The 26,755-nt window shown below is 41.9% G+C and carries 22 protein-coding genes; 14 read left to right on the forward strand and 8 right to left on the reverse strand.

Going from position 1 to position 26,755, the window contains the following annotated elements:
• Window positions 1–222 precede the first annotated feature (222 nt).
• The 9 genes from AN944_RS07130 (at window position 223) to panP (ending at window position 14,330) form a co-directional block, all read left to right on the forward strand.
• A complete protein-coding gene (locus tag AN944_RS07130) occupies window positions 223–2,355 on the forward strand; it encodes an OmcA/MtrC family decaheme c-type cytochrome (RefSeq protein WP_055023910.1) in 2,133 nt (710 codons plus the stop codon).
• Between the two features lie 279 nt (window positions 2,356–2,634).
• Entirely contained in the window at window positions 2,635–4,641 is a 2,007-nt protein-coding gene (locus tag AN944_RS07135) for an OmcA/MtrC family decaheme c-type cytochrome (protein WP_372037882.1), read from the forward strand.
• A gap of 124 nt (window positions 4,642–4,765) precedes the next feature.
• Window positions 4,766–5,713 carry a DmsE family decaheme c-type cytochrome gene (locus AN944_RS07140; protein WP_372037964.1) on the forward strand — a complete coding sequence of 316 codons (948 nt, stop codon included), beginning with the start codon at window positions 4,766–4,768 and terminating at the stop codon, window positions 5,711–5,713.
• A gap of 12 nt (window positions 5,714–5,725) precedes the next feature.
• On the forward strand, window positions 5,726–7,813 hold the full coding sequence (locus tag AN944_RS07145; RefSeq protein WP_055023913.1) for an MtrB/PioB family decaheme-associated outer membrane protein: 2,088 nt from the start codon (window positions 5,726–5,728) through the stop codon (window positions 7,811–7,813).
• 176 nt (window positions 7,814–7,989) lie between these two features.
• On the forward strand, window positions 7,990–8,568 hold the full coding sequence (locus AN944_RS07150) for a hypothetical protein (RefSeq protein WP_055023914.1): 579 nt from the start codon (window positions 7,990–7,992) through the stop codon (window positions 8,566–8,568).
• 19 nt (window positions 8,569–8,587) lie between these two features.
• Complete coding sequence (locus tag AN944_RS07155; RefSeq protein ID WP_055023915.1) at window positions 8,588–9,739, forward strand: sugar diacid recognition domain-containing protein; 1,152 nt, start codon at window positions 8,588–8,590, stop codon at window positions 9,737–9,739.
• 201 nt (window positions 9,740–9,940) lie between these two features.
• The gene (locus AN944_RS07160; protein ID WP_055023916.1) at window positions 9,941–11,299 is read left to right on the forward strand and encodes a GntP family permease; all 1,359 of its coding nucleotides are present in this window, start codon (window positions 9,941–9,943) and stop codon (window positions 11,297–11,299) included.
• Window positions 11,300–11,362: 63 nt separating this feature from the next.
• The gene (locus AN944_RS07165; protein ID WP_055023917.1) at window positions 11,363–12,547 is read left to right on the forward strand and encodes a glycerate kinase; all 1,185 of its coding nucleotides are present in this window, start codon (window positions 11,363–11,365) and stop codon (window positions 12,545–12,547) included.
• Between the two features lie 130 nt (window positions 12,548–12,677).
• The gene (gene panP / locus AN944_RS07170) at window positions 12,678–14,330 is read left to right on the forward strand and encodes a pyridoxal-dependent aspartate 1-decarboxylase PanP (RefSeq protein ID WP_055023918.1); all 1,653 of its coding nucleotides are present in this window, start codon (window positions 12,678–12,680) and stop codon (window positions 14,328–14,330) included.
• 87 nt (window positions 14,331–14,417) lie between these two features.
• Here panP and secF read toward each other — a convergent pair whose 3' ends face one another.
• The 5 genes from secF to AN944_RS07195 form a co-directional block, all read right to left on the reverse strand.
• Window positions 14,418–15,347: a protein translocase subunit SecF gene (secF, locus tag AN944_RS07175; RefSeq protein WP_055023919.1), complete on the reverse strand. Its 930-nt coding sequence runs from the start codon at window positions 15,345–15,347 to the stop codon at window positions 14,418–14,420.
• Entirely contained in the window at window positions 15,347–17,137 is a 1,791-nt protein-coding gene (gene secD, locus AN944_RS07180) for a protein translocase subunit SecD (protein ID WP_055023936.1), read from the reverse strand. The genes secF and secD overlap by 1 nt, the downstream gene beginning before the upstream one ends.
• 140 nt (window positions 17,138–17,277) lie before the next feature.
• The gene (locus tag AN944_RS07185) at window positions 17,278–17,766 is read right to left on the reverse strand and encodes a hypothetical protein (protein WP_055023920.1); all 489 of its coding nucleotides are present in this window, start codon (window positions 17,764–17,766) and stop codon (window positions 17,278–17,280) included.
• Window positions 17,767–17,948: 182 nt separating this feature from the next.
• Window positions 17,949–18,293, reverse strand: coding sequence for a cupin domain-containing protein (locus AN944_RS07190; RefSeq protein WP_055023921.1), 345 nt, complete (start codon window positions 18,291–18,293; stop codon window positions 17,949–17,951).
• Window positions 18,294–18,870: 577 nt separating this feature from the next.
• Complete coding sequence (locus AN944_RS07195) at window positions 18,871–19,662, reverse strand: MBL fold metallo-hydrolase (protein WP_055023922.1); 792 nt, start codon at window positions 19,660–19,662, stop codon at window positions 18,871–18,873.
• Window positions 19,663–19,776: 114 nt separating this feature from the next.
• Here AN944_RS07195 and AN944_RS07200 point away from each other — a divergent pair, with 114 nt between their 5' ends.
• Entirely contained in the window at window positions 19,777–20,742 is a 966-nt protein-coding gene (locus tag AN944_RS07200) for a GlxA family transcriptional regulator (protein WP_055023923.1), read from the forward strand.
• Window positions 20,743–20,912: 170 nt separating this feature from the next.
• Here AN944_RS07200 and AN944_RS07205 read toward each other — a convergent pair whose 3' ends face one another.
• Window positions 20,913–21,824, reverse strand: coding sequence for a LysR family transcriptional regulator (locus AN944_RS07205; RefSeq protein WP_055023924.1), 912 nt, complete (start codon window positions 21,822–21,824; stop codon window positions 20,913–20,915).
• A 144-nt stretch (window positions 21,825–21,968) separates the two neighbouring features.
• Between AN944_RS07205 and AN944_RS07210 the strand changes: the two genes are divergently transcribed.
• The 3 genes from AN944_RS07210 to AN944_RS07220 all read left to right on the forward strand — a co-directional run bounded on the left by AN944_RS07210 (window position 21,969) and on the right by AN944_RS07220 (window position 24,255).
• Window positions 21,969–22,421: a DoxX family protein gene (locus tag AN944_RS07210; RefSeq protein WP_017037256.1), complete on the forward strand. Its 453-nt coding sequence runs from the start codon at window positions 21,969–21,971 to the stop codon at window positions 22,419–22,421.
• Window positions 22,422–22,510: 89 nt separating this feature from the next.
• Window positions 22,511–23,464, forward strand: a complete 954-nt coding sequence (locus tag AN944_RS07215) for a glutathione S-transferase family protein (RefSeq protein ID WP_055023925.1) — start codon at window positions 22,511–22,513, stop codon at window positions 23,462–23,464.
• Window positions 23,461–24,255: a class III extradiol ring-cleavage dioxygenase gene (locus tag AN944_RS07220; RefSeq protein ID WP_055023926.1), complete on the forward strand. Its 795-nt coding sequence runs from the start codon at window positions 23,461–23,463 to the stop codon at window positions 24,253–24,255. The genes AN944_RS07215 and AN944_RS07220 overlap by 4 nt, the downstream gene beginning before the upstream one ends.
• A gap of 336 nt (window positions 24,256–24,591) precedes the next feature.
• Here the strand turns inward: AN944_RS07220 and AN944_RS07225 are convergent, their stop codons facing one another.
• On the reverse strand, window positions 24,592–25,149 hold the full coding sequence (locus AN944_RS07225) for a DUF1349 domain-containing protein (protein WP_200913365.1): 558 nt from the start codon (window positions 25,147–25,149) through the stop codon (window positions 24,592–24,594).
• A 17-nt stretch (window positions 25,150–25,166) separates the two neighbouring features.
• Entirely contained in the window at window positions 25,167–26,195 is a 1,029-nt protein-coding gene (locus tag AN944_RS07230) for a radical SAM protein (protein ID WP_055023927.1), read from the reverse strand.
• A gap of 299 nt (window positions 26,196–26,494) precedes the next feature.
• Between AN944_RS07230 and AN944_RS07235 the strand changes: the two genes are divergently transcribed.
• Window positions 26,495–26,755, forward strand: a 261-nt coding sequence (locus AN944_RS07235; protein WP_055023928.1) for a putative quinol monooxygenase, incomplete at its 3' end; no start/stop codon positions are given.

Genomic DNA, 26,755 nt, shown 5'->3' on the forward strand with positions numbered 1-26,755 from the left:
GATGAGCAATAACACTCCCGCCGGCATAACATTTTCAATATGCCAACTTGCAAATTGCAGATTTCAAAATACCTCTTTAGGCATACTAAGATCTTAATCACAGTGATTATAGAACTAAGTGAATAAAATAAAGAGGCTTATTAAAAGCTTGGATAATATCCATACACTTGATTTTATGATGAAGAATCAAGTACGAATAAAAATCTCTTGCAGGGAACAATGATGAAAAAATTCAATTTCAATACTACTGCTAAAGCGGTATTTAGTGCTGGCTTAATAGCCTTCGCTTTATCCGGTTGTGGCAGTGACGGTACCGACGGTAGTGATGGTGAAGACGGTGTTGTAGGCAAACCAGTTGGTTCTGTTTCAGCGTTAACGAGTACAATTACCACAGCAAGCGTTGATGAAAATCAATTTCTAACTGTTGATTTTAAATTAGCTGATGCAAACGGTGTTGCTCTTACAGGCCTAACACTTGCTGATATCGCCACGATATCTTTCGGACGAGTTGGTTCTGCAAATGAACCAGGTGAAGACGAAATTGTTAATCCAAGTGTCGATAGACAAATTTGGTTAAGTTACTTCAATAAAGACAAAGGCGATGGTTACTTCACAGGCTCTAGCTACTTTGACGGTAGTAAAAGTGAATGTGAAGATTGCTTCGTTGACAATAAAGATGGTAGCTATTCAATTACAATTGATAAAGCAATCGACACTCTAGATAAATACGACTACATGGCAGACGCAACCAACGGCGTTTACATGTCTATCAAAACAACCAACAACGAATCACAAACGTTAGTTAACAATAGTTTCTTCTATTGGGTACCTGCAACTGATGTAGAAGTTGAAAAACCACTACAAATTCTTGCAAATTCAGATTGTCAAACCTGTCACCGTGCTGATCAAGCTGGTGAATTATCAATGCATGGCAGTAAACATAATACAGAAGAAGCATGTTCTTTCTGTCACACTGATTACAACAGCTATAGCAAACAGGATACCGATAGCGAAGGTAATGCAATTGGTGAAGCGTATGAATACGATGGTTCAATCAAAGGTATGGTTCACAGTATCCATACTGAAGCTAACTTCTCTGACGCGGGTGTTTACCCACAAATGACATCAAACTGTTTAACTTGTCATAATCCAAATGAAGAGTTTAACTTAACTGATAGCTGGAAAGCTGATGTTGATACCACTGCATGTTGGAGCTGTCATAGCCCGAGCCCTGCAGCTGAAGCTGCCGGTGTTCCTGCTTCACATCAACAAGGCAATAACTGTTTAACTTGTCATAAAGACGGCGAACGCGCTCGTGGAGCAAATGAAGCCCATTACGCGTTAAACAGTAATTTCTTAGCAACAACACTCAAAGTTGAATTCAACTCTATGACTGTTGCCGATGATGAATCAGAAATTAAAGTAAACTTCACAGTGAAAAATGGTGAAGAATTAGTTGCGATTAACCAAATTGATCCTCGCCCATACCAATATGGTGGATTCAACAGTGCTATCGTCATTAATGGTGTATTAACTGATGACTTCTTAGTGAACTACCAAAAAGTAGGTTACGACACCTTTGTTGAAGAAGCGGATGGTTCTATTACCTCTACGGTCAGTGCTGATAGCTTTGATATCGCAACATTGATTGATGCAGGTTCAACTATCGTACTAAGCAGTCAACTTCATGTTTGTTCTCACAGAGGCGTCATCGAGTACTGTAACGAAGAAGATTTAGATGCTGGTGATCAGAGTGCTCCTTACGTAACCTCTGACACTTACTACTTCAACTTAGATGGTACAGTTGTTGAAGAATCACCACGTATGCAACATGCAGAAATGGCAGATTGTCAGCAATGTCACACAACTGAAATCACTCACCGTTATACCAATGACATTGATGGCTGTGCTTCTTGTCATAATGGTACCCGTGCAACATCAGGTGGTGAATCTTCTAACCTAGCATTTAAAGTTCACTCGAAGCATTACGTTTATGACTCAAGCGGTTCGTTATTCTTCAAGAAAACTGAATGTCAGGCATGTCATGGTGAAGATGGATTCTCTATCCAAAACATCACTGCTGAATCTACACCAGTTGCATTTGGTAAAGATGACAATGGATTGTTAGTTGTATCTCCACAAACGGCAGCTTGTGTTAGTTGTCACGTACCTCCATATGGTTTAAGCGAATCAACTATCCAACACATTGAAACTAATGGCGGTGTTGTCGGTACGATTGATTCATTAGGTGTTCCAGAAGCTGACTATGATGCATTGAATGTGGTTGAAACATGTTCAACTTGTCATAACGATGGACAAATCCTTGAAGCACACTCTAATTGGGGTGGACAGTAAAGGTTAATTAGCAAAATAAAGAGTCGCCAATGTGCGGCTCTTTTTGCTTTTTACTGATTTAAAGCGAGTTAGAACGACAAATATTATACCTCTTTATAAATAGACCGATCTGCTTCACAGTATCAGTCTAGATTTAAAGATTTTTATCTTGTTGTGGATTAACCTTGTAAGTGATGAATTTAAAACCCAAAAAGCTGAATTGACTCAAAAGACTATGTATCTAGGCACTAAATAAGCCAAGTCAAATTTAAGCAATGTCTTAATACGCAGGGACAAATGATGAACAAAAAAAATTCAAAAATAGCACTAATGCTTGTAGCAAGTGCCGTCAGCGTAGCCTTAACAGGCTGTGGCAGTGACGGTGATGATGGTAAAGATGGCAACCCTGGTCTTCCTGGTGGAACACCAGCAGAAGCAATTGAGCAGCTTAATTTAGAAGTGCTGTCAGTGACTTATGCCGACAATATCCCTACAGTTAAAGTTTATGCGACTAATGAAGATGATGAAGCAGTAGTCGGATTAAAAGACTTTTCAATTGAAAATGCAGCTCAGCTTATCCCTGCAGGCGCTAGCGGCGCAGGAAACAGCGCGAACTGGCAGAAGCTTGGCTCAACCTCTACTTTTGTTGATAACAAAAATGGTAGCTACGACTTCACTTTCGAAAGCTTCGATACAGATACATTCAATTCAGAATTAACTCAACGTTTTAATGTTGTTGCTGAAGCTTCAACGTTATTAGACGGTGTTACAGAAGTACCGGTCAGTGAAATTGTTGCTGATTTCGACGGGGAAGGTTACGAAGCGCTATACACTAAAAATATCGTATCTCACGAAGCGTGTGCAGCATGTCACGCTGAAGGCGAGAAGATTTACCACAAAGCCACTACGGTTGAAACGTGTATTACTTGTCATACCCAAGAATGGGCAGATGGCCGCGGTAAACCTGAAGTGGCATTCGCTCACTTAGTTCATAATGTTCATAACTCAAACAAAGTGTGGGGCCGTAATGATTATACTGCCGAAACTGCACACGCTATCGTTCAAGACAACTGTCAAAGCTGTCACATTGAATCAGAAGAGTTAACTGAATGGGGTAACTGGACACGTATTCCAACAATGGAAACTTGTACAAGTTGTCACACGAACATTGACTTCAAAGCGGGTGAAGGTCATTCACAACAGTCTGATAACTCAAACTGTATCGCATGTCATAACGCTAGCTGGACAGAAGAGATTCACACTGGCGATTTCGTACAGAAAAAAGCCTTCATTGATATGTACGGCATGACATCTTCATTAATCGTTAATTCAGACAAAACAGCCACACTGTCTGTCACGATTACTGACGCTGCGGGTACTGCAATTGATGCATCAACTCTCGTAAGCAAAATCCAACGTATTGAGACTATCACTAACGTGGGTCCAAACTTCCCAATCATGGGTTACAACGCAAGCCCAGGAAACGGACAAGCAAAAGTCGCTTACGACTTGGTTAGAAATGGTGAATTAGGTGAAAATGTTTCTGTAGAAGCAGGTGCATTACAATACACCCTACCAGCCCTTCCGTTTGATGAGTACTCACCTGCTGGCATCCAAGATACTGACACTGCCTTTACTTTCGTTGGTTTGGAAATGTGTAACGACGGTACTGAGGCGGTTGATTGTGGCGAAGATATTACTACAACGAGTATGAAAGCAGACTTAGTATTTGGCACTTTCTCAGGCGAAGCTCCAAGCATGCGTCATACTGATTCAGTCGCCTTTAATACTTGTGAAAACTGTCACGGTGAAACATTTGAAATTCACAAAGGCTACCATGCAGGTTTTGTCATGACTGAACAATTAGGTCGCGAAAATGACGAAGGTGAAGTAGTTGTAGGTGTTGATGCTTGTGTGACTTGTCATACTCCAGACGGTACTTACGCTTCAGGTGGTAATCAAGGTGCACTTGAAATGAAACTTCATAGTGTTCATGGCGAGGAAGGTATCATCAGTGACTGTACTCAATGTCATAATGACTTCAACCTTGACGCATTCAAACTGAAAGGTGCATTAGCGACTTCAAGTTATCTGGGCGATGCTGGGTATGTTAACGATGGTTACACCACACCAATCACAGCCACTTGTGCTTCTTGTCATGGTTTCGATGAAATTAAAGCTCACGCAGAAGGCCAAGGCGCTGTTGTAAATGGTTCTTACGATGATGCCAATGCTTCAGCTCAACTTGAGTTCTGTATGGGATGTCATAAGCCAACTATCTTCGATCACACTGCGGTGAACATGTAATTGTAATATCAGGGAGAAGCTCGCTTCTCCCTTTTACAACTATAAATACATCTACATCATGGATAGATTGGGAAGCCTTACTATGAAAATTAAAATGAAATTAAACTCTATAATCCCAACCTTTATGGCAATTGCACTGCTATCTCTTGGGATGTCTCATTCGGCCTATGCGTCGAAATGGGATGCCAAAATGACACCTGAAGAAGTCGAAGCTGTATTAGACAAAAAGTTCGAAGAAGGGAGTTACTCACCAAAAGGGGCTGACTCTTGCTTAATGTGTCATAGACGCTCTGAAAAAGTGATGGACCTATTTAAAGGCGTTCACGGTGCAATTGACTCTTCAAAGAGTCCAATGGCAGGCCTTCAATGTGAAGCATGTCACGGCCCAATGGGTAAACATAACCGTGGTGGTAACGAACCAGTTATCGCTTTTGGCCCTGATTCTACCCTAGCGCCAGAGAAACAAAACAGTGTTTGTATGGGCTGTCACTTAGATGACGACCGTATGTCTTGGAATACCAGCCATCACGACAATGCTGATGTTGCTTGTGCTTCATGTCACAGCGTACATACAGCTAACGATCCTATTCTGTCTAAAAAGACTGAAATGGAAGTGTGTACAAGTTGTCATACCAAGCAAAAAACTGACATGAACAAACGATCTAGTCATCCAATGAAATGGAATCAAATGACATGTAGTGATTGTCATAATCCACATGGCAGCATGGCTGATTCAGACTTGGTTAAACCAAGTGTGAACGAAACCTGTTACTCATGTCACGCTGAAAAACGCGGCCCTAAACTATGGGAACATGCTCCAGTGACAGAAAATTGTGTCACTTGTCATAATCCACATGGCAGCGTAAACGAAGGAATGCTAAATACTCGTGCTCCACAACTATGTCAGCAATGTCATGCCAGCGATGGCCATGCTAGCAATGCATATTTAGGGAACACAGGTATGGGTTCTAATGTTGGTGATAATGCCTTTACTGGTGGCCGCAGTTGCTTAAATTGTCATAGCCAAGTACATGGTTCAAACCACCCTTCTGGCAAATTACTTCAGCGTTAAGGATGTACGACTATGAAATTTAAACTGAATATTATCACCTTAGCGTTAGTTGCCAATGCTGGATTTGCAATGGCAGCAGATGGTTACGGTGTCGGCAATGCCAATACAGATAAAGTTAAATTTGATAAATGGGTCTGTAAAGGTTGTGCTGTAGAAACGGGTGTTACTGGAAGTGTTGGCGTTGGCGTTGGTTATAACAGTGAAGATGATATTCACTCAGCTAATGCTTTTGGTAGTGACAATGAAATCGCGCCTAAATTAGATGCTGATGTTAATTACATCGGAGAATCGGGTTATAGAGCGAAAGTTGAAGCTACAGATCTTGGCTTAGATAATGGCCGTTTGGATGTAAATGTTGGTAAATTAGGCCAGTACAACTTCAACCTAAATTACCGCTCATTAGCCACTTACAGCTCAAACACTGTTATGTCTCCGTATCAAGGTATTGGTGGTTCAGACCTCACATTACCAGATAACTGGGTCACTGCAGGTTCAACTGACGGTATGTCAGAGCTATATAGTAGCCTTAACCCATTCGAGCTTTCACTGAAACGCGAACGTGCAGGCCTTGGTTTTGAATATCAAACTGAATCAATGTTAACCACTTACGTTAATTATCAACGTGAAGAAAAAACCGGCACTAAGACAGCTTCAGGTAGCTTCTTCAATCAGTCAATGATGATTGCAGAGCCTGTTGACTACACAACTGATACCATCAATGCTGGTATCAAATTTAGCGGTAAAAACTGGTTCACAAGCTTAAACTACGATGGCTCTATCTTTAAAAATGATAATGCTGAATTAAGCTACGATAATGCGTTTAATCCGACTTTTGGTGCTCAGACTCGTGGCTATATGGCACTTGATCCTGATAACGAATCACATATCGTGTCGCTGCTGGGTCAATACACTGAAAATGGTACTGCTGTTAGCGGTCGCTTGATGTTCGGTCAAATGAGCCAAGATCAAGACGTGGTAACGTCTGGTTATGGCTATAGTGTGCCAACTGAATCTGTTGATGCTAAAGTTGATTTAACCGGAATGACATTAAAAGCAGTCAGCCGCGTTAACCGCTCTGTTCGAGTATCGGGTAGTTACGACTACTCTGACCGTGAAAACAACACGAATATTGAAGAGTGGACTCAAATCAGCATTAATGATGTTAACGGCCAAGTCGCTTATAACACCCCTTATGATCAAACAACTCACCGTGCAAAAATTGGTGCTGACTATCGCATTAACCGTGGTATGAAGTTAGACGGTGGTGTTGATTATAAACGTGATGAGCGCAGTTACTCAGAGCGTGAAGTCACTGAAGAAAGCACTATTTGGGCTCGTTACCGCTTAAACAGTTTTGAAAACTGGGACATGTGGGTAAAAGGTAGTTTCGGAAGTCGAGATGGCTCTGATTACCAAGCTTCTGAATGGACCTCTTCAGAAAATAACGACTTACTACGTAAATATTATTTAGCAGATCGTGATCGTAGCATGGTTGAAGCTCGTGTTAGCCATACACCAATCGATGCATTAACAATTGATTTAGGTGTTCGTTACGCATTAGATGACTACACTGATACCGAGATTGGGTTAACTGAGTCAAAAGACACCAGTTACGACGTTAATGTAAACTACATGTTTAACAAAGACGTTATGCTAAATGCATTCTATAACCATCAGGTTATTGAGTCACAACAATCTGGCAGTAGCACGTTCTCTGGCCCTACTTGGCAAGCTGACATCGAAGACACCGTTGACGTTGTTGGTGCTAACCTAAGTTACAACAACTTAATGGATAGCCGTCTACGTTTAGGTCTAGATTACACTTACTCAGAATCAGACAGTAATACTCAAGTACGCCAAGGTGTGACTGGAGACTACGGTGATTACTTTGCAAAAGTGCATAACGTTAATTTATATGGTCAATACCAAGCTACTGAGAAAATGGCTTTACGTCTTGATTATAAAATTGAAAAGTACCTAGATAATGATGCAGCAAATGATATCGCTCCTGATAACATTTGGAATGTCATGACCTTTGGAAGCAACAGTCACGATTACACTGCTCACATGATTATGTTAAGCGTCAACTACAAGTTGTAAGCGATAACACGATTAAAAAAAGCCTGCTATTTAGCAGGCTTTTTTGTTTTATCTATTTACTTTTGTGCTCACATTCTCATTTAACGATAAATAACTCACGATTGCTAAATTAACAAAAGCTATTCTACTCATTGTTGATTAAAATCTGAGGAATGAGAACATATAGACACATTACCATGCTTAAAAAGTCCCTAATCATTTCGAGTTTGCCATTATTGTTATTGTCTGCACCAGCGTTTGCATCCACAACAACCATGGCCAACAACAGCTTATTGGTATTTATCGCACTTATGGCTTTTGTGACCATTAATGCCGTTGTGCAAACCTGCTGCTACTTTTCTGGCCAATATGTCCAGTCCAGCTTTAGCCATAAACATGTAACCGTTTCGGTTATTATTCCTCTCATTGCATTGATAGGTTTTATTAATCAATATCAGAGTTTTGCGCAGTTTATTCTCTACTTTGGCGTTGTATTACTATCGACTGGTGCTGCTTTAATACCTTTACCATTAACCAACAAACGCCCTCCTTCACGCTTTTCTGCATTGATTCTGCTTAGCGGTGCCATCATCATTTTGCCTTTAAGTATTATTGTGGCGCCGATTAGTCTATTTTCAATCGCGCTTTGCCACATTGCTTTGAAACAATCGCAAACACCACCTATTGCCAAATTTGCGACATTATTGACATTAATTACCAGTTACGGTTTATTGATTTACTGGTTATTTCAATTCGTTAATCAAATCGCAGCCTAATCCAATTTGTGAGTAACCCATGTATGTAATTGACAGTGCTATCGCCAATAAAATTGTAAACAGAACCATGAAAATCATTGGCCATAATATCAATGTGATGAATGCTCAAGGGGTTATTCTAGGATCGGGGACAAATGAGCGAATTGGCGCTGTCCATGAAGGTGCGTTATTGGCAATAAGCCAAAATCGTAATGTAGAAATTAATCAAGAGATTGCCCCAAGTTTACATGGGGTTAAATCAGGGCTAAATCTTCCCCTACATTATCAAGGGCAAATTGTCGGCGTGATAGGCATTACCGGCAACCCATCAGAGTTAGCTCAGTATGGCGAACTACTGAAAATGACAGCAGAAATGATTGTCGAACAAGCCAATCTACAAGATCAACTACAGTGGCAAAATAGACAAAAAGAAGAATTCATTTTGCAACTCATTCGCGCCGAAGAAAAGGACGTTGATCAGTTAACTCACTGGGGACATCAGCTTAGTATTGACGTAAAAGAAGAGCGTGTTGTCGCCATTATCGAAATTGAATCTGTAAACCAGCAGCAGGTTCATAATAACCAAGCACTAAAGCAAATGGTACATTTACTGCAGTATCCCGACAGAAATAACTTGATTGCAATGACTTCACTCAATCAATTAGTCATTTTGAAGCCTGCCTTTTTAGATGGGCGCCAATGGGATCCAGCGCTCGAAAGCCATCGTATCGATAAGTTATTGCAACGTATCCCCGCCAACATGGAGCTAAAGCTCAACATTGCTTTAGGGCATTTCTTCGGTGGTGTAGAAGGAATAGCAAAATCCTATCGAACCGCGAAAGAAACCCTTGCCATTGGCAAAAGTCTTAACCCAGAGAAAAATAAATACTTATATGAAGATTACGCACTGCAAGTCATCTTTACCGGGCTGAAACAACATTGGCGTGGTGACGCCCTAGCAGCACCTTATTTAAAACTCGTCCATGCAGACAAAAATGGCGTATTACAAAAAACCTTAGCGGTTTACATTCAACATATTGGCGATCATAAACGTTGTGCTGAAGTGCTGTTTATTCATCGCAACACATTGAGATATAGACTGGATAAAATTCAGCAAATAACTGGAACAAACTTACAAGAATTTCAGCATTTGCTTAATCTATATCTTGGGCAAATCATGTTTCAGGCCTAAACCATGATAGTTTTCTTCAGCTGAAACAATCAAAAGTCATCAAAATAACCGATCACAGCTCACAACCTGTGCACCTGCACAAACAAATACCCTGTATGCATATTAATTCTGTGAAATAGCACAAAGCAAATAGATATCATTTTTTCAATAATACGCCTACAAAAACAACATATCTTAATACCCTAAATAGAGTAGTTATCAATGAGCATGATCTTGATATTAATTGGCGTAATTGCATTTATTGTTATTGCGACATCTAAATTTAAATTACACCCTTTTTTAACACTAATTTTAGCTTCTTTTTTAGCAGCCTTTGCTTATGGTTTGCCAAGTGCAGACATTGCTAAAACTATCACCACAGGCTTTGGTGGCATATTAGGCTATATTGGCCTCGTTATCGTGCTAGGTACTATTATCGGTACTATTCTTGAAAAAAGCGGCGCTGCCATCACCATGGCTGACGTAGTCATTAAAGTGCTTGGAAAACGCTTTCCAACATTAACCATGTCCATTATTGGTTATATTGTCTCGATCCCAGTATTTTGTGATTCAGGTTTTGTCATTTTAAATTCATTAAAACAATCTATGGCAAACCGCATGAAGGTATCGAGTGTATCAATGAGCGTAGCTTTAGCTACAGGTTTATACGCAACTCATACTTTTGTGCCACCTACACCAGGTCCTATCGCTGCAGCCGGTAACCTCGGGCTAGAAAACCAGCTCGGGCTTGTAATTGCTGTCGGGGTGTTTATTGCCGCTATTGCCGCACTTGCCGGAACATTATGGGCAAACCGCTTCGCAAACGAGCAACCCGATGGCGAAGGTGCAGAAGAGCTTAATGACAAATTAGAAGATTATGAAGCGCTAAAAAGCAGTTATGGCGAACTGCCAAGCCCAGCTAAAGCCTTTGCACCAATCTTTGTGCCGATACTGCTGATTTGCTTAGGTTCAATAGCCAACTTCCCGTCGGCACCATTAGGTAAAGAGAGCTTATTTGATATTTTAATGTTCTTGGGCCAACCCGTTAATGCACTTATGATTGGTTTGTTGTTAGCCATTCCGCTACTAAAAAGCACTGATAAAGTGAAAGAGTTCAGCGAACGTATTAGCCAAGGCTTAGTCGTAGCCGCTCCTATTTTGTTAATTACTGGTGCAGGCGGTGCTTTCGGCGCCGTTCTTAAAGCCACTGAAATTGGTACATACCTTGGCAGTAGCTTATCGGCACTTGGTGTCGGTATTTTCATGCCATTCATTGTCGCTGCAGCACTTAAATCAGCACAAGGCTCATCGACTGTTGCCTTGGTTGCTACTTCAGCGCTTGTCGCTCCGTTATTAGGCGATATTGGCTTAGCGAGTGATATGGGACGAGTACTCACAGTGATGGCGATTGGTGCAGGTGCAATGACAGTGTCACATGCTAACGACAGCTTTTTCTGGGTTGTTACGCAATTTAGCCGCATGAGTGTTAAACAAGCTTATCGAGCACAAACAATGGCAACTCTAGTACAAGGTCTTACCGCAATGACCCTAGTGTACCTACTCAGCCTCGTTCTTCTATAAATACCCTTTCGTCCCGCTCAGCTCTTTGCTGAGTGGGGCTTTCTAAAACCTAAGAGAATTGTTATGAAAATAGTCATTGCCCCTGACTCATTCAAAGAGAGCCTTAGTGCATTAGGTGTTGCTAATGCAATAGAGGAAGGATTTAAACGAATTTTCCCTGATGCAGAATATTGTAAAGTACCAATGGCCGATGGCGGCGAAGGCACTGTACAAGCAATGGTTGACGCAACTAACGGGCAATTAGTGACTCTTCAGGTTACAGGGCCAGATGGTCAACCGGTATCAGCGCATTACGGTATCTTAGGGGCTGAGAATTCAGTAGAGGGGAGCGATAATCTCGCTCCCCAAAAACTGACAGCAGTCATCGAAATGGCAGAGGCTTCAGGGTTGCATCATATTAAACGCGATCACAGAAATCCGATGCTTACCACCAGCTACGGTACAGGTGAGTTGATCCGAGACGCGCTTGATCGTGGCATACGCCACATAATATTGGGACTAGGTGGCAGTGCGACCAATGACGGTGGTGCAGGTATGGCGCAAGCGCTTGGTTTTACCTTACTCACCAGCCAAGGTAATGCTATAACTTACGGCGCAGCAGGTTTAACCCAATTGGCAAGTATTAATACTGATGAGGTTCACCCGCTTTTGAGCAATTGCCAAATCGATGTGGCGTGTGATGTTGACAACCCGTTATGTGGCCCTAACGGCGCCTCGGCAATATTTGGCCCGCAAAAAGGGGCGACGCCTCAAATGGTAACAGAACTCGACAATGCCCTGAGACATTTTGCATCCATCGTTAACAACACCAGCCAGTTATCCTTAATTAACGATATAGACTTATTTCCTGGTGCTGGGGCTGCTGGCGGAATGGGATTTGGGGTAATGGCATTACTTGACGCTAAATTACAACCTGGGGTTGATATTGTCGTACAAGCCGTCAAATTAGCTGAAAAAATGGATAAGGCAAATCTTGTTATCACAGGTGAAGGCAGAATGGATAGTCAAACCCTCAGTGGTAAAACACCTATGGGCGTGATGCAACAGGCGATAAAACAAGATATCCCCGTGATTGGTATTGCTGGGTGTTTAGGTCAAGGTGCTGAGGATATTCTGGCTCAGGGCATGACAGCAATATTTCCAATCATTCCTTCGTTATCCCCACTGGATGATATTTTAACCAATGCCCATAATAACTTGGTAAACACTGCTCAAAATATCGCCGCAAGCTTGAAACTATCAATATAAAAACGACCGTTTGAAGCAAAAACTTGCTGCCAAATAATCCTTGCAGTAAAGTTAGCCCTCATAATCGCCATGAAATCACCTTCAAAAAGAGTGATTCATGGCTGAAAAATAAAAATGATGGCACGATTAAATGACCACTAAGAACGACCGCAAAGCCCAAGCATCTGAAGATAGTCTATTACGTATTTTTACCGTACCAGAAGATGCAGAATCAACGTTAAGTATCATTGAACAAAAGCTCTCTGAAGATTTAGCGGGATTCTTGGGTAAAAGCATTGCTGCTTTAGAGAAACCTTTATCACTGATTGAACAAGACTTCAGGACATTTCAGATCCCTGATGCCCCACGCTTTGTTTCTGATTATACTGATGAAATCATGCAAAACTTGGTCGCTCACTCAGTACATACCTCTGCCCCGAGCTTTATCGGTCATATGACATCGGCATTGCCATATTTTGTACTGCCACTGTCTAAAATGATGGTTGGCCTGAATCAAAACTTGGTCAAAATTGAAACTTCAAAAGCTTTCACCCCGCTTGAACGCCAAGTCTTGGGAATGATGCACCACCTTATATTTGGCCAAAATGATTCGTTTTATGAACAATGGATGCATAGTGCAAACTACTCTTTAGGCGCCTTTTGTTCTGGTGGAACCGTTGCCAATATCACCGCTCTGTGGATTGCACGCAACCAATTATTGAAAGCAGATGGACATTTTAAAGGAATAAACCGTGAAGGTTTACCCAAGGCCTTAAAATATTATGGTTTTGAGGACATCGCCATACTGGTATCTGAACGCGGCCATTACTCCATTGGAAAAACCGCTGATTTGTTAGGGATCGGTCGTGATAATATCATCAGTATTCCAACCACAGCTGACAATAAAGTTGATGTTACAAAAATGCGTCAAACAGCCAAACAGCTGGCCAGTGACAATATAAAAGTCATGGCAATTGTTGGCGTAGCGGGTACTACTGAAACAGGTAATATTGATCCCTTAGCTGAGCTTGCTGAGTTAGCACGAGAACTTGATTGTCACTTTCATGTGGACGCGGCGTGGGGCGGCGCAAGTTTATTATCAAACAAATATCGCTATTTGCTTGATGGTATAGAACAAGCTGACTCTGTCACAATCGATGCCCATAAACAAATGTACGTCCCTATGGGCGCGGGTATGGTGTTATTTAAAGACCCGGAACTTGCCAATGCCATTGCCCATCACGCTGAATATATTTTACGTGTCGGCTCTAAGGACTTAGGGAGTCAAACCCTTGAAGGCTCAAGACCTGGTATGGCTATGTTAGTCCATGCCTGCTTGCAAATTATTGGCGGTGACGGCTATGAAATTTTAATCAATAACAGCCTTGAAAAAGCCCGCTACTTTGCTGACTGTATTGTCGAACACAGAGACTTTGAGCTTATTACTTACCCTGAATTGTGCATTTTAACCTATCGATTTGTACCGCACTCAGTACAACAAGCTATTGATGATGCCGTTGAACGGGGTGACGTTAAGTTTGTCACAACATGTAATGAACTTCTCGATGGCTTAACCCAATTCATTCAAAAGCATCAACGTGAACAAGGTAAATCATTCGTGTCACGTACACGGATAAAACCAGCCAAATATCTGCGTAAAGACACCACAGTATTTAGAGTTGTTTTAGCTAATCCGCTTACCACTGAAACCATATTAAAAGACGTGTTAGCGGAACAAAGCGATATTGCACAGCTTGATAAGCAGTATCTGCCACGCTTGCTAGAATTGTGTAAAGTGACCTAAATAAGATAGGTTACACTCCATTCGTCTTCATAAAAAACCAGCCAAACGGCTGGTTTTTTAAACGCTAAACATTAACGCCGCAATACCTTAAGTGTAGCTTTCTTCAACCTCTATTGGCCGCACAATATAATCACTCGCTTTTAAACCAAACCATTGTGGTAACGTTACTCCTAATGCCACAGATGAACAGGTTCCACAAACGATCCCGACGAATAATGCAACAGAGAAGCCTTGCAAACTGTCGCCAGCTAAAAGCCAAAGGCTTGATACAGTGACTAATGTTGTCCCCGATGTGACTAAAGTTCTTGAAAACGTTGCTTTAACAGCGTCATCAATAATAGGAGCCGTCTTAGATTCTGGGCGCATTCTCATCAACTCCCTCACTCTATCAGCAATAATGATTGAGTCATTCAATGAGTAACCAAGCACCGCCAATAAGGCCGCCAATACCGTTAAGTTAAACTCCAATTGAAATAGAGAGAACACGCCTAATACGATAACAATATCCGTGATCAACGCCATTAAAGCACCTGATGCCAATCGCCAATCAAACCGCATACTCAAATACACCATAATTAATAATAAGCATGCAATGACCGCTAAGCCGCCCTGTTCAACCATTTCTTGTCCAACTTGTGGGCCAACAACACTGTTGCTGTATACTTGCACGGAATCACTGACTGGTAACAGCTGTTGCGTAATACTGAGATCGGGTAATTCATCATGGTTATATCGGATTGTCCACTGACCTGCTGGCGCGCCTTGAGTCACTTGCACATCTTGTTTAAGCACTTTATCTAAATGCGCTTTTAACTCACTACTTGCCACGGTTTGGTCAATCGCGACTTCAGCCACTACTCCACCAGTAAAATCGAGCCCCCAGTTAAACCCTTTAACGCCCATAATCGTCATTGAAACGACTAATAATATTAAAGATATCCCTGTCATAAAGCATCGTAATTGGGTCAATATTGATGTCGGTGCCGTTAAAGACAATCTCTCAATTAATTTTTTCATTATATTTTAACCATACGACGCTGATCGCGTCCCCAAATAAGATTAATGATGACTCTAGATAAAAAGATCCCAGTGAACATACTGGTTAGAAGACCTAATCCCAATGTAAGTGCAAAACCTTGAATAGGACCATTACCAATCGAATAGAGTGCGATAGCAACAATCATAGTGGTTAAATTAGCATCCCAAATGGAAGAGAAAGCGCTATCAAAGCCTGTGTTTATAGATTGAGCAAAACTGTAACCTTGTTTCATTTTGTCTCTAACACGCTCAAAAATAAGCACATTGGTATCAACGGCCATACCTACAGTAAGTACTAACCCTGCGATACCTGGCATAGTGAGTACTGCGCCAGGAATTAAAGCAATTAACCCCACTAACATGACTAAGTTAATGCACAATGCTGAATTAGCAACCCAACCTAAACGGCGATACCATAATGCGATAAACGTCAGTGTTAACCCCAAACCTAATGCTAAAGCAGCAAAGCCGTTCTTAACATTTTCAGCTCCAAGAGTTGGTCCTATGGTACGTTCTTCAACAATGGTGACAGGTGCAGTTAGCGAGCCTGCACTTAACAACAAGGCAAGTTGCTGTGCCTCAGCAAGATTTCCACTACCTGTGATCTGAAAACGACTACCTAACTGCGCTTGAATCGTTGCAACACTAATGACCTCACTGTTTTTAATGCTAGTACCATCTCGACCTTGTGTGTACTCGTTATAAACTGTTGCCATAGGCTGGCCAATGTTTGCCCGAGAATGATGGGACATTTTTCTCCCCCCTGCAGAATCGAGCACTAAATTCACTTCTGCCAGTCCCATCTCACCAATGCTAGCCCTTGCATCAATAATATGCTCACCACCGAAGATAGCGTTTCTATTGAGGTAAACAGGCTTACCATTTTCATCATCAATAACTAATGCACCGGGTGAGCGTTCACTGACTAAGCTATGAAATGATAATGATGCGGTTGCGCCAATAACGTCCTTAGCTGCAGCTGGGTCTTGTACGCCAGGTAATTCAATCCTTATTCTTGATTGACCTTGTCTTTGTACCGATGCTTCAGTAATCCCTAAATGTTCAATTCGACTGCGCATAATTTGTAAATTTTGTAGCACTGTAGATGCACGTAACGCGTCTCTTTCTTCTTCGGTTTGACTCAATATTAATTGATTATTACTGACTGCTCTTTGCCATTGCGGAAACTCTTCACGAGCAACTGAAATCGCCTTTTGTAAGCTTTCTGGCGACCTAAAACTTAAATAAACGCTATCATCGACATGGCGACCTGTTGAGCCTCTGACTTTAGCGCGAAACTCATCCATAACCACCTGCCGGTGGGCGTGATAAACAGGCTCCATATCCACATCAAGTAAGAATTGCACTCCACCACGTAAATCCAAACCTAACTTGATTGGCGCAAAGCCTAAGTTGGTTAGCCAATCAGGCGCTGAAGGTTCCATCGCTAGTGCAATAACTTCACCCTCAATGAGGTGCTGCTCCATAACATCTTTTGTTTTAGCTTGTTGATTATCATCTTGTAATACAATAATCGTTTGTCCATTCGTTTGATGGATAGCAGTTGTTGCTATATCGGCCTGAGTGAGATATTTCGACACAGCGAGAACATCAATAGTTTGGTTAGGGTGCTTAATATGTACTGAAGCCTGTTCGCCGTACCATGAAGGTAAAGCGCTTAAAAATAAAATCACGATGCTGACGCTCAGCACGATATATTTCCAAATCGCATTACGATTTAGAGGTTGGTGTTGTTTTTTGTTCACAATAAATTCTCTGACAATACAAAACACAAAGCACTGTTCGAGCTTATTGATAACGCATGGCATTCCTAAAAGGAGCTTCGCGGTTCAATAATCAAAAGCGCACGGTAAAGTTCCGATAAATATCGGATTTCAAGCCAAAGAAATTAAGCTAGACGTTGATGATTATGGCTATACAGACTATTGCCATCTTTCCAACCGGAAACACGGGATATTGCGGAGCTCAGCTGGCTGGTCCAGTGATTAACAAACTTGGGAGTTGAGATTGGAGCAATATAGCGATTAAAAATCATCGGTTCAAAAAAAGCGATGAGAAGGGAGTAATTGGGTTTTTCGCCGATACCTGCGCGGTTATCATGACTCACGACTCGGCGAAAATCATTGAGAAAATCAAAGCGCTCAATGTCACTGATAAGTGGCAAATCTTTTACAGGCTCAATGTGAGTTTGATTAAAGCTGGTTTCAAGCTCTGTGGGTAAAGCGACATCATTCACAATGGGATTAATATGGCTAACTTGATAACTTATTGAAGGCCCAGAAACGTGTAAAGCTGGGTTTCCCTCGGCAGCAATCATCGTGGAGAATAAACTCAACGATAAAAATAACACTATAAATGCTAAGCCACGGGTTATCACAATGCTATTCCTTAATGATGTAAAGCGATTATAGGCAATCACTTACAAGTTAACACTCAATTTTTAGAGTAATAAGACTCCCCCTCAGGACAAAGAATAAATAAACTATAAAAATCAGACAACTACATAAAGTTAATAATAATTAATAACAAGCGACTCATTCTACAAATAGTTTTATAAAGTTAACCTTGTTCTATCTTATCCCCATGACTTGGTGGCGTAGAGGTCACCGTGAATACCAACTCACTATTATGTTGATTACTTAATTGGTGGGCTTTACCAGCACCGACATGAATCCCTTGCAACGGATTAACAGTCAATACTTCACCTTCCACTTCTATCGTTGCTATACCCGATAAAACGAAAAAAAACTGCTCTGATTTCTGGTGAAAGTGTCGAGATTCAAAGCTACCTGGCGGCACACGCTCTTGGATAACGCTTAATTGCTTTGATTTCACCAGATGCCAACCATCACAATTATTTCCCCATATATAATGCTCTGCTAATTGCTGACTTATAACTGACAAACTTGCTCCTAGATAAGTTAGATAGTTCCTTAACGGTTTGAATAGTTACCCTAATCAATCAAGATACAAAATCCAACACATATGTGGCCATTTATAAAAAACGCAAAGCCCGTTAATTCCAATTTTTGAAAGCAAAAAGCCCGCTACAAAATAGCGGGCTATTCTAAATATGGCAGAGAAATAGGGATTTGAACCCTACATTGATGTGCTACAAACCTTTTAACTCTCTAATCAAACTCACTCAAATTCTAGAAAGCAAAAAGCCCGCTATTGCTAGCGGGCTCTTTCGATAAATATGGCAGAGAGATAGGGATTTGAACCCAAGGCTTCCGTATTAAATTCAAAATTAGTCGTTTAGTTTCAATTGTTTGCAACTAAAAAATGTAAATAGAAGCTGCAATTGCTAACTATGATTGACTATATTTCTGAATGGCAAAAAAGTCAACATTCTTAATGATTAAACATGGTAATTCCATGCATAGAATTCTTAAAATTAGTTAAGCTACTAACTCATTTATGGACAAAAATCATTTAGATTATTTACTTAAATCGAGAGTCATCGGATTAGTTCAGGTATCTAAAACTCCAAGGTCTCACCATCAGCAGGAATAAGGACTTTATCTGACAAACCGTTTTTATCAATTGCTTCTTTAAGAATTGGTCGAGTCACTGCACAGTGGTTTAGTGCCTCCATATGGTTCGCAATCACCTTGTTAGGGGAAAGACGGATAAACTCCATCACTTCATCAATAGACATCAATAACGGTTGACCAACGTCCATACGAGCACGACCTGCCGCGACTACTGTGATATCAGGTTTCAACTCAGTCAACGCTCGTTTTACATCATCGGTTAGAACTGTATCACCGCTAATGTAAATAGAAGGCTCATTGGGGAGCTCCAAGAAAAATCCAACACCATTAGCCATTACCTTGTGAATCCATCCATGGCCGTGCAAAGCCGGAACCGCGGTGAGCTTTCCGTCTAGAAAGTCGATAGTTTGCCAGTCTTCAATTCCCCAATTTACCGTTAAGTCGTATTTTTCTAGGTAAGCCTTATCTTTGGCTGGTGTCGCAACTGGGATATTACGACTTGTTAAAAACGTCTCACCTGCCGGATCTAGGTGATCTCCATGTTGTAATGCCTTGATACCAAGTGTTTGACTGTGAGTAATTAAGGTATGAGTAACCTTGTTTAGTAGCTCATCGGCATTACTTGGCATCTCAACGGTTGGATTTTTCGCGGCCTTAGCCTTAATGACTGAAAACGGAGGCATAGAGCCTTTTTTCCCCAACATAGGATCAATAAGGATAAATGTTTCGCCAGATTCAATGATAAAAGTTGCGCTACGTAGGTGGTGGATCTTCATAATGCCTCTCTAAACTCACTAACAAGTCATGTTCTCTATACGATTTAGTATGCTACTTTACGACTTCTTATGATACTGTCTTGAAAGTCAACGTTCGCGCAAATCGAGACACTCATGAACAAATCAAGCGAGTTAATTAAAATTACTATGATAGCCTTTGAAGGCATCAGTGCTTTTCATCTCTCTGTGCCCTGTCTGGTGTTTCAAGATATCTTTTTCGGTCAGCCGGTTCGGTTTAACTTGAGGATCTGTAGCGAAAACAGCTTGCGGTTTGAAACAAGCTCTGGATTTGGTGTGGTGGTCGATAGCGATCTAAGTGCTACCCAAGAAGCCGATATTATAATTATTCCAAGCTGGCCAAATGACCTGCCAGAGCCAAGTGAGCGACTTCTAGAGGCGTTAATAGATCATCATGATAAAGGGAAGTTGCTGGTAGGGCTCTGCCTTGGTTCTTATGTTCTCGCGTGTGCTGGCATTCTCGATGGCAAACGAGCCACAAGCCACTGGGCATTTACCGAACAATTTCAGCAGCAATTTCCTAAGGTGAATTTTGACCCAAACCCTCTATTTGTTGAACATGAGACTATCATCACCTCTGCTGGAGTAGCAGCTTCACTCGATTGCTGTCTGCACATAGTGCGCCGTTTGTGTGGTAGTGAGCTTGCGAATGATCTCGCTCGTAAGATGGTGACTGCACCATCTCGTAATGGTGGGCAGCAACAATACATACCAGCACCAGTCAACATAAAACCCCTCACAGAGACAAGTATTAACCTTGTGATTGAGCAGGTTGAGCAGAGTCTCAATCAGTCTCATTCACTAGATGAACTCGCTGAGCGCTGTGCGATGAGTAAACGTACCTTTACACGCCAGTTTAAATCCACCTATGGTTGTACATTTGGTGAATGGCTGCAAAATCGACGTTTGGTGTTTAGCCAACGTCTATTAGAAACCACGAAACTATCGATACCTCAAATTGCAGAGCAAGCGGGTTTTGGCTCTGACAGTGTATTTAGAAAGCACTTTAAATCTGCTTTTCATGTATCGCCGGTTCAGTGGCGCACGACTTTCAAGCAATAGAACTCATTTCATTGAGGGCATTTTTGCGTTACATGCTACCGCCAGCATACCTTTGGACATTTATGAGTCAGTGATTCTGCTAAATTAGCATTTAAAGGATTAACTCGGGTATTGCAAATCTCTAGCTACGTGGCCAAGTTCACTTAGCCACTACAGGAGCCGTTCAAGTCTTAAAAAACATCATCCCAATAAGGTAAATTACCATAATAGTTACTGAGAAACTCGATAAAAACACTCAACTTAGTCGCAATCAGCTTACGGTGCGGATACACCGCATATAGCGCCATGGGTTCTGGCTCAAACTCTTTTAGAATAACGTTAAGTTGGCCCTTCTTTAGTGCGTCAGACACGATAAAGGTGGGTTGAAAAACATAGCCCTCTCCCGCTATAGCGGACTCAACGAGGATATCGCCGTTGTTGCAGGATATACCGGAACTCTCCTCTTTTGACGAGCGCTTCAGCGCATTCATAAGTGGGGACTCGGATTGACTGTAATCCATGTAGCTGTAGCTTAGCAGATGCTCTGGAATAAGCTGTTCCGGATGCTCTGGCGTTCCATGCCGTTCAAGATAGTCTGGGGAAGCACACATAACCAACCGAACCGGAGCAACACGCTTTGCAATTAAGGATGAGCTTTTTAATTGCCCGATCCGTAACGCTAAATCAAAGCCCTCCTCAACCACATCGACTTTCCGATCGTTGAGTTGCAAATCGATACCCACAGCCGGATTGAGCTGCTTAAAATCCCGAATAAGTGAAGCGAGATGCTTGGTAGCAAAAGTCACCGGAGCACTGATACGCAGTAAACCTTGCGCCTCATTCTTTAACTGTCCCATGCTCCCTTCCATGTCTTGAATACTTTCCAAAATGTGCTGAACGTGTTGCACACATCGCTCGCCCGCTTCTGTAAGGTGTACTTTTCTCGTCGTGCGGTTCAGCAGGCGTACCCCGAGTTGTTCCTCCAAATGAGATACGTACTTACTGACCAACTGATTTGACGTTCCCAGTTTCTCTGCTGCCTTGGTAAAACTGCCTTCTCTAGAGACCGTGAGAAACGCCTTCATGGTGTCAATCCTATCCATTAAACAAATCCTTTTAATAAGTCAATTACCAACAATACATTGGAAATCATTCAATGATAATGCCATTTATCATCTAAAGGAGAAAGATTAATCTTATTCCCAAGTTAAGACTTACTTGAATAAATCAACTCAGAGGGAAATACCATGAACAAGCACATTTTTAACAAAGTAATTCAATCCAATGCTGGCTTTGCGGCACTAGTACTGAGAGTTCCGGTAGGAATCATTTTGGCTGCACATGGTGCGCAAAAGCTGTTTGGCTGGTTTGGTGGCTATGGACTTGAAGGTACTGGCCAATGGATGGCAAGCATTGGGCTAGCACCCGGTTACCTAATGGCATTGATGGCTGGCAGTGCAGAATTCTTCGGAGGTTTAGCCTTGATATTTGGCCTTTTGACTCGCCCAGCAGCACTGGTCAATGCATTTGCCATGTTAGTGGCAATCTTCAGCGTTCACATCAGCCATGGCTTATTTATCAGCAATAACGGTTACGAGTTTGCTTTGGCGTTATTCGCTGCCACTTTAGCGCTAGCCATTCAAGGTGGCGGAAAGTTTGCCATTGATAACCGCTTACTTGGTGCAACCAAAACCGCTTAATAAAAGCTATTGGACTCGAAACAAATTAGACAAACAACAGACGCCCATGGCGTACGCTCGCAAGGGGCTCTTCGAAATAAGGAAAGATTATGTTGGTAAATGGTAAGTGGGAACGCAAGTGGGATCCCGTTCAAGAGAAAGACAGTGAAGGCCGCTTCATCCGCCAAAGCAGCGCATTCACAAATCGCATTGACGATGCACAGTCAGCAGTCGATAAAGGTTTGCGACTCTATGCTGCTTACATTTGTCCTTGGGCAACACGCACATTAATTGCTCGCTCGTTGTTTAACTTAGAAGATGTAATTGACGTAAAAATCTTAGACCCAGTACTAACAGATTTCGGTTGGCAATTTGGGGGTGAATCTGATTCAACGGTAGGCTCTGCAGAGAGTGGCATTGAGGGAGTGGAATACGCTCACCATCTTTATACGATGACTGATGACCAATACACTGGTCGAGCGACTGTGCCTGTACTTTGGGATTGTGGTGATAACAAAATCATCAACAACGAGTCTGCTGATATTCTTCATATTTTGAACGAAGACTTAAGACCGATTCATAATTCAAACATCAATTTGTACCCGACTGAGTTGCAATCACAAATTGAAGAGTTTAATGCCAGTATCTACGACAGCTTAAACAATGGCGTGTATCGCGCAGGATTCGCTTCAAGCCAGAAAGCTTACGACGAAGCCATGGTTGATATTTTCGCTCGCTTAGAAGAACTGGAAACACATTTTGCGAATAACGATTATGCCGTTGGCAACCAACTAACCGAAAGCGACATTCGGTTATTCGTTACCTTGATCCGATTTGATGTGGCCTACCATGGCCTATTTAAAACTAACATCAAAGCCATCTCTGACTACCCTGCGTTGTCAGCGTATTTGGACCGCTTATTACAAATCGAAGCCTTTGCGAAAAACACTCGTGTCGATCATATTAAAGCGGGCTATTACTCGGTAACTGCGCTAAATCCATCTGGCATAATTCCTCAGGGGCCGTACTTGGATTGGTTTAAATATTTACCGGAGGGAGTATGAAACTAGCACCTCTGATGTTCGTTGGTCACGGTTCTCCGATGTTTGCGTTAGGCGCAAGCATCGAGGCTCAACAACAGGCGACCGATAATTTAACCCATCAAGTAGCTAAATTTGATGATGTGGAAGCTATATTAGTGATATCACCACATTGGGTTGCCCGCGGTAATGTCGTTATCACCAACGACCAACCAGAAACCATTCACGACTTTGGTGGCTTTCCACCTGAATTGTACGAGTTGAACTATCCTGCTGTGGGCTCACACATTGTTGGTAATAAAGTCATCGACTTATTAACCAACAATGGTTTCGAAACTAAGGCGGACAATTACCGAGGCTGGGATCACGGTGTTTGGGTACCGCTGTATCACCTGCGCCCAAATGCAGACAAGCCAATAGTGCAATTGTCGTTGAATGTTGATTTGTCATCAGATGAACTAGAAAAGCTCGGTAATACTTTGAAACAATTGCGTAAGCAGAATATTGCGGTTATCTGCTCAGGTAGCCTGACGCACAATTTATATGACATTCGAATGAGTCACGAGCGCGTCGCAGATTATGCAAACAAATTCCAAAATTGGGCACGGAAAATCGCTCTTGAAGGCAATTTAGCGGAGGCAAAACAGCCTCACGTTAAGTCTGTTCACTATGCGAAGTCACATCCTACCTCTGAGCATTATTTGCCGTTAGTTATTGCTATGGGAGCAAAAGATGACGCTGATAATCTTACGGTGTTGGAAAGTCCAATCTTGCATCACTCCATTTCAATGGAGAGTTATGTTTGGTCTCAGTGAGCAATAACATTACTTTAGTTTAGTTTAGAAAAACAGCATCAACCAAGATAGGTATAAACTGCAAGGCTAAGAATGGGGCGGGAATGAGTTGAACCAGGAAGAATTCCTTCCTAGTTGCCAGTAGGCAAAGTGCAATCCGTCAGTTTAATACCAAATGTCTAGCTCCGTGATCACACGAGTCAAACCTCAGGTCTATGAAGCCTTTGGACAATTCCGTTTTAGCGAAATTGCTAATTCAGCAACACATGGATCATTAAAAGTATGGCAACGTCACTTAACTAACCCACTCAATCTTTATTAATGGAGCAGGCCAGTTCATCTTATGCGGGATGCACATTAGTTCAAATCAGTTAGCTCAAACTCACTAAATTCAGCAAAGTTGGGCACAATGATTCTGCCGCTAAAGGTGTAAAGCATAACGCCTTGCTCGTGCCCTGATAGTGCGGCAGTGCTTATAATTGACTGCCATGTGTCGTTATCTTGCGTTCGATAATAAGCGCGAACTTTAGTGTCGCTTCTTTCAAGCTTTACCGATACTGTCGACTCACCGAATAATAAGCGATGTTTAATATCAGGCTGACCATTTTGTTCTACAACAAACACCAGCGATCGCGCACCCATAAACATCTCTTTACTGATTTTTATATAGTTATCATTGTCCCAGTAAATCCCTAGTCCAGCCTGCTCGAAACTGAGGTTCGGATCTAGATTAATCGTCACCTCCGCGCTGTATTCTGGCTTGTCTACCGGATAAATAAAGATGTTTTTTACATCATTAGCGCCAGCACCAAAGATATTGCCCTCTTGAACTTGCATTGTAAGCACTTCATTTTTAAACGACCAGTGCTCTGGGTTTTCATTTTGAATCGTCCAATTATCTAGATTGTTTATCATTGCGCTGTTCCTTACTATTAGATCATACGTTGGCGGAGTTGATAGAAAATATCGTCAAGATTGCCAAGATTTTGCAGCTTAATTCGGTCTAGTTCTTTTTGTACGCTGTCATACATAAGCTGATTTCGCATATCACTCAGTGTGGCGTAATAGTGCATGCGGCGACCTAAAACAAAGTTATTCTGGTCGTTTTCACTCATCATCATAAAGTGCTCAATGGTGCGCAAAAATGTCTCTTTATCTTGTGGTAATTGTCCATTAAGTTCCGTCAATACATTGATGCCATGGAAGTTGCCATAATTACCCGTTATGCCGTCTAGCTTGCTGATAAGCTGATATTGTTCTTCAAGCATCTCTCGCTCTGTTAGTGGTGTAAATTGGCCGTTTTGTACTAACTCATCCAATTCAGTTCCCGATTTAACCGCCAGCGAGAGTATGCGAATTTCGTCTGGGTTGATTTGATTCAGTAGCTCGGCCGTTGCTGCGATATGTTGCTCTGACAGTTCTTTTCCACCTAAGCCAAGGATAATGAAGGTCATCATTTTCATACCCGCTTGCTTGGCATATTCGGCTGACTTCAAGATTGATTTCGGGGTGATCCCCTTTTTCATCAGTTTTAGAACCTCGATAGATCCCGACTCCATACCGCAGTAAAGCATGTTTAGCCCAGCATCGCAGATTGCTTTCATCTCCGCTGGCGATTTTTTAGTCATGGTCTGCGCCCGGCCATAAGAGCTGATCTGTTTAAGCTCCGGAAAAGCCTCTTTCAGTGTATTGAGCACGTCAAGTAAGTCTTGGGTTTCCATGGCGAATGAGTCGCCATCTTGCAAAAAACAGCTATCAAAGGTTCTGTTTTTATAAAACGCCCTCGCCGCCCAGATATCACGCTTAATATCTTCAACCGGACGAATAGAGAACTCCATGCCTTCAAAAAGGGTGCAGAACTTACATTTATTCCACGGGCACCCTTGTGTGGTTCTGATAAGCAAACTGTCTGCTTCTGATGGTGGGCGTATTGGGCCCTGTTGAAAATGTATCTGTGACATGGCTATTTATCCAATGAATTGAAATTGATTTGGCCATCCTACGGCAAATTTTACACGGTAAAAACGCGGTATTATTTGAATTATTATCAAAAAAAAATAGATAAACACCGTGCACATCACCACACAACGCGATCTAATTCCCTCTTTATGGTCAGACTTAAAAATCAATTCTCAAACTAAATTTGATAATAAATCAATTTCTAGACTGTTTTTACTTTACAATAATCACCGTAATATACACCCAAACCAACAACGCAGCACACCATCAGCTGCTTCAACTCCATACAAAGGAACACACTATGACTAAGCTAACTATCGTTGCAAACATCGTGGCCAATGAAGACAAAATCGAACTGGTAAAAGCAGAGCTGTTGAAATTAATCGACGTCACTCGTGCCGAAGACGGTTGCATCAACTATGACCTCCACCAAGACAACGAAAACCCAGCACACTTCACTTTCTACGAAAACTGGGTATCACGTGAACTTTGGCAAGCTCATATGGGCAACCAGCACCTTGCTGACTACATGACAGCAACCGAAGGCTCTGTCGCAAGTTTC

It is taken from the genome of Shewanella sp. P1-14-1, from assembly GCF_001401775.1.
Classification (GTDB): domain Bacteria; phylum Pseudomonadota; class Gammaproteobacteria; order Enterobacterales; family Shewanellaceae; genus Shewanella; species Shewanella japonica.